Annotated in this window: 12 protein-coding genes; all 12 read right to left on the minus strand. The window is 64.8% G+C overall.

What is annotated here, in order from left to right; translation table 11 throughout:
• Nucleotides 1–87: 87 nt before the first annotated feature.
• Nucleotides 88–1,353 (minus strand): urea ABC transporter substrate-binding protein, encoded by a 1,266-nt coding sequence (gene urtA, locus KY379_RS12890; RefSeq protein ID WP_261238833.1) that lies wholly within the window; start codon nucleotides 1,351–1,353, stop codon nucleotides 88–90.
• A gap of 189 nt (nucleotides 1,354–1,542) precedes the next feature.
• Nucleotides 1,543–2,949 (minus strand): D-serine/D-alanine/glycine transporter, encoded by a 1,407-nt coding sequence (gene cycA / locus KY379_RS12895; RefSeq protein WP_133324569.1) that lies wholly within the window; start codon nucleotides 2,947–2,949, stop codon nucleotides 1,543–1,545.
• A 171-nt stretch (nucleotides 2,950–3,120) separates the two neighbouring features.
• Nucleotides 3,121–4,488 carry a PepSY-associated TM helix domain-containing protein gene (locus tag KY379_RS12900; protein WP_133324567.1) on the minus strand — a complete coding sequence of 456 codons (1,368 nt, stop codon included), beginning with the start codon at nucleotides 4,486–4,488 and terminating at the stop codon, nucleotides 3,121–3,123.
• 58 nt (nucleotides 4,489–4,546) lie between these two features.
• On the minus strand, nucleotides 4,547–6,613 hold the full coding sequence (locus tag KY379_RS12905) for a TonB-dependent copper receptor (protein ID WP_261238834.1): 2,067 nt from the start codon (nucleotides 6,611–6,613) through the stop codon (nucleotides 4,547–4,549).
• A 67-nt stretch (nucleotides 6,614–6,680) separates the two neighbouring features.
• The gene (locus KY379_RS12910; RefSeq protein ID WP_261238835.1) at nucleotides 6,681–7,124 is read right to left on the minus strand and encodes a DUF2946 domain-containing protein; all 444 of its coding nucleotides are present in this window, start codon (nucleotides 7,122–7,124) and stop codon (nucleotides 6,681–6,683) included.
• A 20-nt stretch (nucleotides 7,125–7,144) separates the two neighbouring features.
• On the minus strand, nucleotides 7,145–7,630 hold the full coding sequence (locus KY379_RS12915) for a copper chaperone PCu(A)C (protein ID WP_261238836.1): 486 nt from the start codon (nucleotides 7,628–7,630) through the stop codon (nucleotides 7,145–7,147).
• 48 nt (nucleotides 7,631–7,678) lie between these two features.
• Complete coding sequence (locus KY379_RS12920) at nucleotides 7,679–8,068, minus strand: DUF2946 domain-containing protein (RefSeq protein WP_261238837.1); 390 nt, start codon at nucleotides 8,066–8,068, stop codon at nucleotides 7,679–7,681.
• 101 nt (nucleotides 8,069–8,169) lie between these two features.
• The gene (locus KY379_RS12925; RefSeq protein WP_133324557.1) at nucleotides 8,170–9,024 is read right to left on the minus strand and encodes an SPFH domain-containing protein; all 855 of its coding nucleotides are present in this window, start codon (nucleotides 9,022–9,024) and stop codon (nucleotides 8,170–8,172) included.
• A gap of 39 nt (nucleotides 9,025–9,063) precedes the next feature.
• Entirely contained in the window at nucleotides 9,064–9,501 is a 438-nt protein-coding gene (locus tag KY379_RS12930; protein WP_133324555.1) for an NfeD family protein, read from the minus strand.
• A 113-nt stretch (nucleotides 9,502–9,614) separates the two neighbouring features.
• Nucleotides 9,615–10,337, minus strand: coding sequence for a cobalt-precorrin-6A reductase (locus KY379_RS12935; protein WP_261238838.1), 723 nt, complete (start codon nucleotides 10,335–10,337; stop codon nucleotides 9,615–9,617).
• A complete protein-coding gene (locus KY379_RS12940; protein ID WP_261238839.1) occupies nucleotides 10,334–11,428 on the minus strand; it encodes a cobalt-precorrin-5B (C(1))-methyltransferase in 1,095 nt (364 codons plus the stop codon). Before KY379_RS12940 ends, KY379_RS12935 begins: the two co-directional genes overlap by 4 nt.
• Nucleotides 11,421–12,632 (minus strand): precorrin-6y C5,15-methyltransferase (decarboxylating) subunit CbiE, encoded by a 1,212-nt coding sequence (gene cbiE, locus KY379_RS12945; RefSeq protein WP_261238840.1) that lies wholly within the window; start codon nucleotides 12,630–12,632, stop codon nucleotides 11,421–11,423. The genes KY379_RS12940 and cbiE overlap by 8 nt, the downstream gene beginning before the upstream one ends.
• Nucleotides 12,633–12,692: the final 60 nt, after the last annotated feature.

The following is a 12,692-nucleotide window of genomic DNA, read 5'->3' on the forward strand; positions in this document are numbered from 1 at the left end:
GGGGGACAAGCCCGCTCCCACAGTTGACCGGTGTACTGGTGGGAGCGGGCTTGTCCCGCGAATGGGCTGCAAGGCAGCCCCGTGCACTCAGTTGGCTTTCACCGCGTAGTCAGGCCGCTTGTCGTTGCCTGGAATGAACGGGCTCCAGGGTTGGGCCCGCAGCGGTTGCTCGATCTCCCAGACGACGCTGAACTGCCCGTCGTCCTGGATCTCGCCGATCATCACCGGCTTGTGCAGGTGGTGGTTGGTCTTGTCCATGGTCAGGGTGAAGCCGGACGGTGCCTTGAAGGTTTGGCCGGCGAGGGCCTCGCGGACCTTGTCGACATCGGTGGACTTGGCCTTCTCCACCGCTTGTGCCCACATGTGGATGCCGACGTAGGTGGCTTCCATCGGATCGTTGGTCACGGCCTTGTCGGCGCCCGGCAGGTTCTTGGCCTTGGCATAGGCCTTCCAATCGGCGACGAACTGCTGGTTGACCGGGTTGTCGACCGATTCGAAGTAGTTCCACGCGGCCAGGTGGCCGACCAGCGGCTTGGTGTCGATGCCGCGCAGTTCTTCCTCGCCTACCGAGAACGCCACCACCGGCACATCGGTGGCTTTCAGGCCCTGGTTGGCCAGTTCCTTGTAGAACGGTACGTTGGAGTCGCCGTTGACGGTGGAGATCACCGCGGTCTTGCCGCCGGCGGAGAACTTCTTGATGTTGGCGACGATGGTCTGGTAATCGCTGTGGCCAAACGGGGTGTACACCTCCTCGATGTCCTTGTCGGCCACGCCTTTGCTGTGCAGGAAGGCACGCAGGATCTTGTTGGTGGTGCGTGGATAGACGTAGTCGGTGCCCAGCAGGAAGAAGCGCTTGGCGCCGCCGCCGTCTTCGCTCATCAGGTATTCCACTGCCGGGATTGCCTGCTGGTTCGGTGCGGCGCCGGTGTAGAAGACATTGGGCGACATCTCCTCACCCTCGTACTGCACTGGGTAGAACAACAGCCCGTTGAGTTCTTCGAATACTGGCAGCACCGATTTGCGCGACACCGAGGTCCAGCAGCCGAACACCACCGCGACCTTGTCCTGAGTCAGCAACTGACGGCTCTTCTCGGCGAACAGCGGCCAGTTCGATGCAGGGTCCACCACGACGGGTTCAAGCAGTTTGCCGTTGACACCGCCTTTGGCGTTGATCTGCTCGATGGTCATCAGCGCCATGTCCTTGAGCGACGTCTCGGAAATCGCCATGGTCCCCGACAGCGAATGCAGGATGCCGACCTTGATGGTCTCGGCGGCCTGGATGCTCCAGCTCAGGCCCATCGCCGCGATCGATGCGCTGAGGGTAAAGGCCTTGATCAGACTGCGACGCTTCATGTGCTCTCTCCGATGAGTTCTTTTTTGGTGTTGGCCAAGCGGAGAGGGCCATTGCAAGGGGTGTGCCGGGTGGCAAAAGGGGCAGGATAGAGCGGTTGTGCGAGGTGTTGGGGCGTGACGGCGGTCCAGGTTGGTGCCTGGCATATTTGTGTGCACAGCATTGGGGCTGCAAAGCAGCCCCAAATTCAATCAGCCGTTACGCACAGCGGTGCGCGGATGGCGCTTGCTGCGGACGAACTGGTAAGTGACTGCCAGCAGCACGAACCAGATGGGGGTGACGATCAGGGCCGAACGGGTGTCGGCTTCCAGGCTCAGCAGCACCAGGATGAACGCGAAGAACGCCAGGCACACATAGCACATGAAGCGCCCGCCCGGCATCTTGTAGCTCGATGCCTGGTGCAGCGGTGCACGGTGCTTGCGGTAGCTGAGGTAGGACAGCAGGATCAGCGTCCAGACGAACATGAACAGCACCGCCGACACGGTGGTGACCAAGGTGAATGCTTCGACCACATCGGGTACCAGATAGATCAGCACGGCGCCCAGCAACAGGCAGGTGCACGAGAAGAACAGGCCGTTGGCCGGCACGGCGCGGCGCGAGAGTCGTTCGAATGCCCGGGGGGCATCGCCCTCCTGGGCCAGACCGTAGAGCATGCGGCTGGTGGAGAACACGCCGCTGTTGGCCGAAGAGGCCGCTGAGGTCAGCACCACGAAGTTGATGATGCTTGCCGCTGCCGGCAGCCCTGCCAGTACGAACAACTCGACGAACGGACTCTTGCCCGGTACCACGTCGCGCCATGGCGTCACCGCCATGATCGCGATCAAGGCCAACACGTAGAACACGATGATCCGCACCGGGATCGAGTTGATCGCCCGTGGCAGCGTGCGTTCCGGGTTTTTCGCCTCGGCGGCGGTGGTGCCCACCAACTCGATGCCGACGAAAGCGAACACCGCGATCTGGAAACCGGCGAAGAACCCCATCAGGCCGTTGGGGAACATGCCGCCGTCATTCCACAGGTTGGCCAACTGCGCGGTGCTGCCGTTGGGCGAGGTAAAGCCGGTGACCACCATGTACAGGCCGGTGGCGACCAGGCCGAGAATGGCGACGATCTTGATCAGGGCAAACCAGAACTCCAGTTCACCGAACATCTTCACCGTCACCAGGTTCAGCGACAGCAACAGGGCCACGCACGCCAGCGCCGGTATCCACTGGGGCAATTCGGGAAACCAGAACTGCGTGTAGGCAGCGATCGCCACCACATCGGCGATACCGGTGACGACCCAGCAGAACCAGTAGGTCCAGCCAGTGAAATAGCCTGCCCAGGGACCGAGCAGGTCGGCGGAGAAGTCGATGAACGACTTGTAATTGAGGTTCGATAGCAGCAGCTCGCCCATCGCGCGCATGACGAAGAACAGCATGAAGCCGATGATCATGTAGACGAACAGGATCGACGGCCCGGCCAGGCTGATGGTCTTGCCCGAGCCCATGAACAAACCGGTACCGATGGCGCCGCCAATGGCGATCAGCTGGATGTGGCGATTGGTCAGGTTGCGCTGCAGATGCTGGTCATCTGGCGCCGTGGGTGAAGTGTGCATCATTAAGCTGCATTCCCTTGAGATTCAGTCTTCTTGTGTGAAACAGCCGGCTAGGCTAACACGGGCGTCCCAATTCGGGGCGCGACAGATCGACTCGACTTTTGGGTAACAGTATTTCTCATGCGTGGGTCTATTCGCGGGTTCACCCGCGAATAGACCGGTGCAGGCGAAAACTCAGACGCTGACCAGCAGCCGACGGCGCCTCACCACTACGCTATCGACCACCCACATGACCACCATCGACACCCCCACCAGCGGGAACATCACGCCCAGTACCAGCATCACTCCGACGGCAGTCTTCCAGCGCGGCAGGTCATGACGTAGCGGCGGTACGCCTAAGCCACCCCGGGGCCTGCGCTTCCACCACATCACCAGCCCGCTCACCGAGCCCAGCAGGATCATCAGGCACACCAGCAGGATGAGTATCTGGTTCAGCGGACCGAACATCTTGCCCTCATGCAGCATCACGCCCAGCTCGGTCGCCCGTGCCACGGTGGGATAGTCCGCCCAGCGCACATCGGCCAGGACCTTTCCGGTGTACTGGTCGACATGCAAGGTGGCATCGTTACGCGGATCGTCGGCGAACACCGAAATGGTGAAAACACCTTCGGCGGTGGTCGGCACGGTGATGCTATAGCCTGGCTCGACGTGACGTGCGGTGGCGATGTCCTCGACCTGTTGCAGGGTGATCTGCGGGGCGGCCGGCAGGTCGGACATCATGTGGTGCCCGGCATGTTCGGCATGGGCACCGGACTGCGGCATCGGTGTATTCTCCAGTGCCCAGGGTACGGTCTGACGGTGGGCGCTGTTCAGTTCGCGCGCCTGCTGGTCCGACTTCGGCACGTCGTTCCACATCGCTGCCGGGAAGCGATTCCACAGGTCGGCGTACTGCTTGCCCCAGAGACCCGTCCAGGTCATGCCGCTGAGCAGCATCAACAGCAGCAGGGCCGAGCCCCAGAAGCCGCTGACCGCATGCAGGTCGCGCCACAGCACCCGGCCTCTGGCGCCAAGGCGCGGCCAGAGCACACCCTTGGCGTTGCGCCCGCGCGGCCACCACAGGTACAGGCCCGATACCACGAGCACGATGCCCCAGCCGGCTGCCAGCTCTACCAGGCGATCGCCGACTGTGCCGACCATCAGCTCGCCATGCAGCGCCCGGGCGATGGCCTGCAGGTTCTGCTTGCCGTCCTGCTCGCCGAGGATCTTGCCCCGGTAGGGGTCGACGAACACATTGAGCTCGCGGCCTGCCTCATGCACCACGAACTGCGCACTGCGTTCGCCATCGATCGGCGGCAGGTACTGGCCGACATGGCCTTGTGGATAAGCCTGACGCACCTCGGCGAGCAGCGTGTCGGCGCTCTGTCGGTGGTGCCCGGCTTCCACCACCATCAGGTCGCGGTACATCCACGGGTCAAGCTGGGGCTTGAACAGGTAGATGATCCCGGTGATCGCCAGCAGAATCATGAAGGGGGCGACGAACAGGCCGGCATAGAAATGCCAGCGCCAGGCCAGGTTGTAGAAAGATACGCGTGTTCCGCTCATGGGAACCTCCTGTTTGACCAGCTAAGGGGCGCGGCCACGGACGCGCCCGTCGTTGTTGTCAGAAGCTCAAATCGACCTTGGTCCAGAAGGTCCTGCCCGGCTCGTTCACCGGCTGTGGATCAGTGGCCGGGTAGCCGAACCCGGCATTCCCGGCCAGGTTCAGGTGCTCGGCGTAGGTCTTGTCGAACAGGTTGTCGACCCCTGCGCTGAGCTTGAGGTTGTTGTTGATCTTGTAGGCGCCGTTGAGCGAGAACACGCCGAACCCTGCGCTCTTGTCGTAGTCCTTGCCGACCACGTTGCCCTGGTTTTCGGCGATACGATTTTGCGCCGCCACCAACCGCCAGAGGGCACCTGCGCTCCAGGTGTCGCGGCTGTAGGTCAGGCCCAGTCGGCTTTCCAGCGGTGGCATCTGTGGCAGGGCCTTGCCGTCGCTGCTGTTCTTGCCCCAGGCATAGGCCAGCGTTGCATCGGCCTTCCATTGCTCGGTCAGCTTGTAGGCCGTGCCCAGTTCACCGCCCATGATGCGGGCGTCGATGTTCTGTGCTTGGGTGGTGCTCATGCCCATCATCCCGGTCCGGTAGTCGAACAGGATGTAGTCGCGGACCTGGCCGATGTAACCCGAGGCCCAGGCTTCCAGGCGCGCGTCGCGGTACTGGATGCCGAAGTCGAGCTGGGTGGTCTTCTCCGGCTTGATGCTGTCGAAGGCGTTGACCGAACCAGCAGGGCCCTGGTCCGGCGAGAACAGTTCCCAGTAATCGGGGAAGCGTTGGGCATGGCCAAGGCCGACGTAGGTCGTGGCTGGCAGGGCAGCCAGGTCATGCTCGTAGCGCACGAAGCCGCTGGGCAGGGTGTCGGCGCGGGTGTCCGCGTTGGTGGCGCTGTCGTCGCGGAAATCCCGCGCCGAGGCGCGGTCCAGGCGCAGGCCGGTGATCAACCGATCCTCGCCGGTGGCGTACCAGGTGAGTTCGCCGAAGGCACCGTAGTTGTGGAAGTCGGCGTCCTTGGTCCAGGGTTCGCTCTTGTAGGTATCGACGCCCATGGCACTGCGTGCGCGGTGCTCGTTGGTCTGCGCGTCGAGGCCAGCGATCAGTTGTACGTCGGCCCAACGCCAGGTGGCCTTGATGCGTCCGCCCAAGGTCCGGCGGTCCACGGCGGCGGCCATGGGGCCGGCCATCATGCCGGTGCCTGACGGCGTGCGCAGACTGTAGTTGTCCATCACATGGTCGGCGTAGTTGTAGTAGACCTGCGCCTCGACCTTGTCGAGCACCTCGCCCAGGTTGGACTTTTCGAAACGCAGGCCAAGGCTTTCGCGCTTGAACTGCGCGCCGTCCATACCGCGACCGGCGTAGCGCGCTTCGCCATCGCCCTTGCCTGCGGTGAGTTCGAGCAGGGTGTCCTGGTCGGGCGTCCAGCCGAGGGTGACGTCGCCGTTCCATTTGTCCCAGCGTGAGGGCACGGTGTCGCCGTGGCCGTCCTCGTAGTCGTCGGAGCGTGACTGATTGCCGACGAAGCGCGCGTACGCCTGGCTGTTACCGGCGGCGGCATCGAGCACCTTGTCGAAGCGGCCGTTGGAGCCGGCCAGGAGGCTGGCATTGACCCGGCTGCCAAGGCTGCCGAAGCGCTCCGGCTCGCGTTCGAAGAGGATGGTGCCGGCCGAGCCGCCGGGGCCCCAGATCACACTCTGCGGGCCTTTTATCACGGTCAGGCGGTCGTAGGTTTCCGGTGAAATGTAGGAAGTCGGTGCGTCCATGCGGTTGGGGCAGGCGCCGAGCATCATGCCGCCGTTGGTGAGAATGTTCAGGCGCGAGCCGAACATGCCGCGCAGGACCGGATCGCCATTGGTGCCTCCGGCACGGATGGCGGAGAAGCCCGGGATGGTCTTGAGGTAGTCAGCGCCATCGCTGGCCGGCACCGGTTGGCGCGGATCCTTGGGGTTGGTGACCACGGTCAGCGGCGAGCTTGGCGCCAGCGCGGTGATCACCGTCGGGCTCAGTTCGGACGGTGTCTGCTCATGGCCTTCATGGCCGGGCTCGGTAGCCAGGGCCAGAGGCGCGATCAGCGAGCCGCACAGCGCGGCGAAGGTCCCACGCAGGGACAGGACGAATACAGGGGTACAGCCGGACATAGTGATTCCAGTCGATCAGTCGTGGTGGTGCGCGGAGCCAGTGGGCTCCGTGCGGCAAGTGGAGGATTCAGACGACGATCGAAAGGGGCGGCGCGCGGCTGCGGGCGCCAGGGAACACGGCCTGCCGGGCATGGCCCTGGAGCGCTGGCGTGGGACGCAGGGCGCAGGGTTCGGTGCTACCCGCGCTGAGCGGGCTGAGGGTCTGGGGTAAGGCGGGGCAGTTGAACAGCAGGCTGCAATAACCGCACTTCTCCCACATCACATGCAACTGGCCATCGTTGCCGTGGCCATGATGGTGGTCCGCCGCGTGCTCGTGGGGCATGGCCATGCTCATCGGCATGCTCATGTCCATCGGCATGTTCATACCGGCGTGATGCTGCATCGGCATCGACTGGGAAACCAGCGGGCCGATGAAGATCATCCACATGGCGAACAGGCTCAGCCAGCTCCCCCTGGTGCGTGCGCGTTCAGGGCGAGTGGCGTGGCGTGAGCGCTGGCGTGGCAAGCTCATGGCTTATGCCTGTCAAAGGCTCAGTGGGCGTGCTCGTGCGCCGCTGGCTGGTCGCCAGGCGGCTGTTTTTGCACGGCGACCTCGACGGTGATATCGCCGGCCTTTTCGAAATGCAGGGTCAGCGGAAAGCGTTTGCCCTCGCTGAGCAGGCTGCGGTCCTTGGGTTGCAGGAGCATCACGTGGTAGGCGCTGGGGGCGAAGGTCAGGTCCTTGCCGGCAGGCACCGTCACGTCGGCGACCTGGCGCATCTGCATCGCGCCGCTGGCGGCCTGGGCATGTTCGTGCAACTGGACGTCGTCGCTGGTCGGGCTGTCGACCGACAGCAGTCGATCATCGGCTTTGCCGTTGTTGTGCACGATGAAGTACGCGGCGACATTGGGCGCGTTCGGTGGCAGTTGCAGCGACCATGGGTGGGCGATGTGCAGGTCGCCCACAGTGTATTCATGGGCATTGGCGTAGGCGCCAGGCAGCAGCAGGGCGGCCAGTACGAGAGCATGCTTGAGCATGGGGTGAATCTCCGTTGCGTTCGGTTTCAGGCGGTCAGCGCGATGAACTCAGATCAGCGGAGAGGCACGGGGATTGAGCGCCGGCCATAGCTGGCGCGGCGTCGGTTGATGCTTGGCAAGTAGCGACAGGTGCCCGGCCAGCTGTGTGGGCGGGTTGTGCAGCTGCGGCGGGTAGCCCGGCAAGGCCAGCAATGGCGAACCGCCGGAACAGCACCAGCAATGCTGCATGTTCGAATGGTCGTCGCTTTGCGTACCGAGGTCGATCTTGGCCAGAGCCTGGACGTCGACCTTGGCCTTGCCGGCCACGCTGGAACAGAACGCCCCCCACAGCAGCTGCTCGGCCGGGCCCTTGGGCGCGGCAGTAGACAGCGGCATGGCCAGCAGGTTGAACAGCACTGCTAGGCAGGCTATCCAGGCGATGTGCCGACGTGGGGGCATGGAGAGATCCGGTCAGGAATCGTGGGCGGTATTGTAAGTCGGAGTATAGGTAAAAAGATCAGGTGCGGTGAAGTGACGCAGTCGGGCGGCTCACGCCAATGTCAGACCTTGCTGCGACCCATCAGCCCACGCACGGTCTCCTGCAGATCGGCCGGCAGCACCACCACCTTGGCGTTGTCGCTGCTGGCCAGGTTTTCCATGGCCCCGACATAGCGCTCGCCCAGCAGGTACATGGCAGGCACCGTCTCGTTACCCACGGCTTCCTTGACCAGGGAAATCGCCCGTGCCGAGGCCTCGGCCAGGTTGATCTGCGCTTCAGCGTCGAGCTTGGCCGATTGCAACCGCGCCTCGGCTTCGAGGATCGCGGCCTGCTTGGCGCCTTCGGCACGGGTGACGTCGGCTTTTCGCTCGCGTTCGGCTGCTGCCTGGCGCTCCATGGCCGCCTGCATGTTCTGCGAAGGCTTGATGTCCTGGATTTCCACCGAGCGCACGGTCACCCCCCAGTCTTCGGTTTGCTCGGACATCGCCTCGCGCAGGCGCGCCTTGATTTGCTCGCGGCTGGACAGCGCTTCGTCGAGGTCCATGGCGCCGACGATGGCACGCAGCGAGGTCATGGTGAGGCTGGTGACGGCGAAGGAGAAATTTTGAACGCCGTAGGAGGCTTTCTGCGGATCGACGACCTTGGCGAAGCACAGGGCATTGGCGACGATCACCGCGTTGTCGCGGGTGATGATTTCCTGCTCCTGCACATCGAGAATGATGTCCTTGGTCGGCAGGCGGTAGGCAACTACGTCCATGTACGGGATGACGATGTTCAGGCCGGGCTTGAGGGTGCTGTGGTAGCGACCCAGGCGCTCGACGATCCACTCTTCGCCCTGGGGCACGATGCGTACACCCTTGAACACGGTGATCAGTACGAACAGGGCGAGAGCGCCGACGACGATGAGACTGGTCATGATGCTAAGTTCCTTTTAATGCGGGCGTTCGGGCGAGCGTCAGGCGCGAACGACCCGGGCGGTGTTGCCTTCGATGGCGACGAGACGCACGCGCTCGCCGGCGGGGATGTCGCTATCGGCGACGCAGGTCCACTCCTCGTTGCCGAGGATCGGTTTCTGGAAGCGAACCCGCCCTTTCTGGAACTGCGAGACGCTCGCGGTCAGCAGGCCGACCTCACCGATCACGCTGTCGGCGGTCCAGCGCACGTCCGGCGTCTTGCGGCGGAATACCTTGAACCAGAGGGCAGTGGTGGCCGAGGAGAACAGCACCCACATCAGGATCTGCATGTCCAGTTGCACGGCAGGGCTGGCCAGCGCGATGAGCGAGACCAGCACGGCACCGATACCGAACCAGATGATGAAGAATGTGGGCAGCACCAGTTCGAGCAGGATCAGACCGATGCCGAAGACCAGCCAGATCCACCATTGCATTTCCATATGAAGGACGCCTTCCGAGGAGGGGAGCACGAGTTTACCGCAAGACGGCGTCTCTCTAGCGCGCAGGGGCGTGGAATCGGCGCAAAAGCGTGAAGGAAATGTCGATTGGAGGCCTAAGTACTTTCCAGCGCCGCGACCAATTGCGCCGCCACCGCGAACGTCCGGTCCACTGTCGGCAGGGACGGGCGCTGGAGGATCAGCACCGGCACCCCGCGTTCGCGCGCCACGTCGAGCTTCGGCTCGGTGGCGACGCTGCCGCTGTTCTTGCTCACCAGTACATCGATAGCGCAGCGCTCGAACAATGCTCGCTCGTCTTCGAGGCGAAACGGCCCACGTGCCGCGATCACTTCGCAACGTGGATTACCGGCGCAGGCCTCCAAGGCCCGCAAGGTCCAGAACTGCCCGGAAGGGATCTCGTCCAGATGTTGCAGCGGCTCACGGCCAAGGGTGAACAACGGGCGCTTGAAGGGCCGGAGCGCCTCGACCAGCGCCGGCCAGTCCGCCACTTCGCGCCAGTCGTCGCCCGCTTGGCTCTGCCAGGCCGGGCGACGCAGGGCCCAGCAGGGAATACCGACGACAGCTGCGGCCTCGGCGGCGTTGCGGCTGATCTGCGCCGCGTAAGGGTGAGTGGCGTCGACCAGCAAGGTGATGCCAGCCTCGCGCAGATAGGTGGCCAGGCCGTCAGCGCCGCCGTAGCCTCCGACCCGTACCTGGCAGGCCAGGTCCTGCGGCACGCGACCGATGCCAGCCAGGCTGTAGACGTGCTCGGGACCCAGCTGGCGAGCGATGGCCAGGGCTTCGGTGATGCCGCCGAGCAGCAGGATTCGGCGACTCATCGCACACCTGCCTTGCCGACGATGCCACCTTGTCGGTCGATGGCGAAGACTTCGACCTGGACTTGCGCCGGCACCACACTGCGGGCGAACGCAAGCGCGTGGGCGCACACCGCATCGCCCAGGGCGATACCGGCGGCATGGGCGTGGGCTAGGGCCTGCTGGCTGGTGTTGGCGGCGACGATGGCCGCCTGCAACTCGGCGTCGGCACCGATATCGGCGGCCCAGCCGGCCAGTTGCGGCAGGTCGATGCTCGAGTGGCGGCTGTGCAGGTCCATGTGCCCCGCGGCCAGCTTGCTGATCTTGCCGAAGCCTCCGCAGAGGCTCAGGCGCGCCACCGGTACCTTGCGCAGGTGCTTGAGTACCGCACCAACGAAATCGCCCATCTCGATCAAGGCGATTTCCGGTAGCCCATACACTCGGCGCATGCAGTCTTCGCTGGCATTGCCGGTGCACGCGGCGATGTGGCTGTAGCCGTTGGTGTGGGCGACGTCGATGCCCTGGTGGATCGAGGCGATGTACGCCGAGCAGGAGAATGGCCGGACGATGCCGCTGGTGCCGAGAATCGACAGGCCGCCGAGAATGCCCAGGCGTGGGTTCATGGTTTTCAAGGCCAACTGCTCGCCGTCTTGCACATTCACCGTGACCTCGAAACCGCCCACGTAGCTGCAGATCTCGGCCAGTTGTTGCAGATGTTCGCTGATCATGCGCCGGGGGACCGGGTTGATCGCCGGCTCGCCCACGGCGAGCACCAAGCCCGGGCGGGTGACGGTGCCGACCCCTGCGCCTGCGACGAAGCGGACGCCGGGCTCATCCAGCAGGCGCACCTGGCTGTAGAGCAGGGCGCCGTGGGTGACATCCGGATCGTCGCCGGCGTCCTTGAGCGTGCCGGCCTCGGCGCGCTCGCCATTGCGCCGGCAGAACTCCAGGCGCATCTGCACGATCTTGCCCTTGGGCAAGGTGATGTTCACCGCATCGGTACTCTGGCCGGTCAACAGCAAGTGCGCCGCCGCCAGACTGGTGGCGGTGGCGCAGCTACCGGTGGTCAGGCCGCTACGCAGCGGGGCGGGCTGTTCGTGGGTCTCTTCACGCATCGGCCGGCTTCACCACGTCCAGCAAGGTGATCGGCAACGCCTGGCGCCAAGTGTCGAAGGCACCCAGGGGCTGGGCGTGGGCAACGTGCAGGCGGGTCAGTTCGCCGCCATGCTGCTGGCGAAACTGCGCCAAGGCCATTTCGCTCTGCAGCGTGACCGCATTGGCCACCAGACGCCCACCGGGGCGCAGGCGCTCCCAGCACAGCGCCAGTACGCCGTCAGCGGTCACGCCGCCGCCGATGAAGATGGCATCGGGCTGCTCGAGGCCGGTCAAGGCTTGCGGAGCCTTGCCGCGCACTAGCTGCAGGCCGGGTACGCCAAGGGCGTCGCGGTTAAGCTCGATCAACCCCTGGCGGCCCTCGTCGGCTTCGATCGCCAGCGCGCGGCAGGCCGGGTGCGCACGCATCCATTCGATGCCAATCGAGCCACTACCCGCCCCCACGTCCCACAGCAACTGGCCGGGCTGTGGCGCCAGGCGGGCCAGGGTGATGGCGCGCACGTCGCGTTTGGTCAGTTGGCCGTCATGGCGGAACGCGTCATCAGGGAGGCCGGCGAGCCGCGACAACTGGGGTGCATCGGCGCCGGCCTGGCACTCGATGGCGACGATGTTGAGAGCGGCAACCTGCGGGTGCGGCCAGTCGTCGGCAGTGCCCGACAGTTGCCGCTCGGCGTTACCGCCGAGGTGCTCCAGCACCTGCAGGCGACTAGGGCCAAAGCCACGTTCGCGCAGCAACGCGGCGATGGCTGCAGGGCTATCGCCATCGTTGCTCAGCACCAGCAGGCGCATGCCGCTGTAAAGGTGAGCGTTGAGCGCCGCCAGTGGCCGGGCGACCAGCGAGACCACCTGCACGTCCTGCAGCGCCCAGCCCAGGCGCGCGGCAGCCAGGGCGCAGGACGAAGGCATCGACAGGACCTGCATTTCCTCGGCGGCGACCTGGCGCGCCAGGCTGGCACCGACGCCGAAGAACATCGGGTCGCCGCTGGCCAGCACGCACACCGGCTCGCCGCGCAGCGCCAGCACCGGGGCGAGGGAGAATGGCGTCGGCCAGTCCAGGCGTTGTGCGCCCACGCAGCGCGGCAGCAGTGCCAGTTGCCGTGGGCTGCCGACGATCCGCGAGGCGCCCAGCAGGGCGCGCCGGGCCTGTTTGCCGAGGCCACTGAAACCGTCTTCGCCGATGCCTACTACTGTCAGCCAGGGTGCCATGGGTATTTTCCGTTATTGCTTTGGGCCGTGCCGCGCCCAGAATTTTTCGCACGATCGCGA

It is taken from the genome of Pseudomonas sp. HD6422, from assembly GCF_025377065.1.
GTDB classification, from domain to species: Bacteria; Pseudomonadota; Gammaproteobacteria; order Pseudomonadales; family Pseudomonadaceae; genus Aquipseudomonas; species Aquipseudomonas putida_U.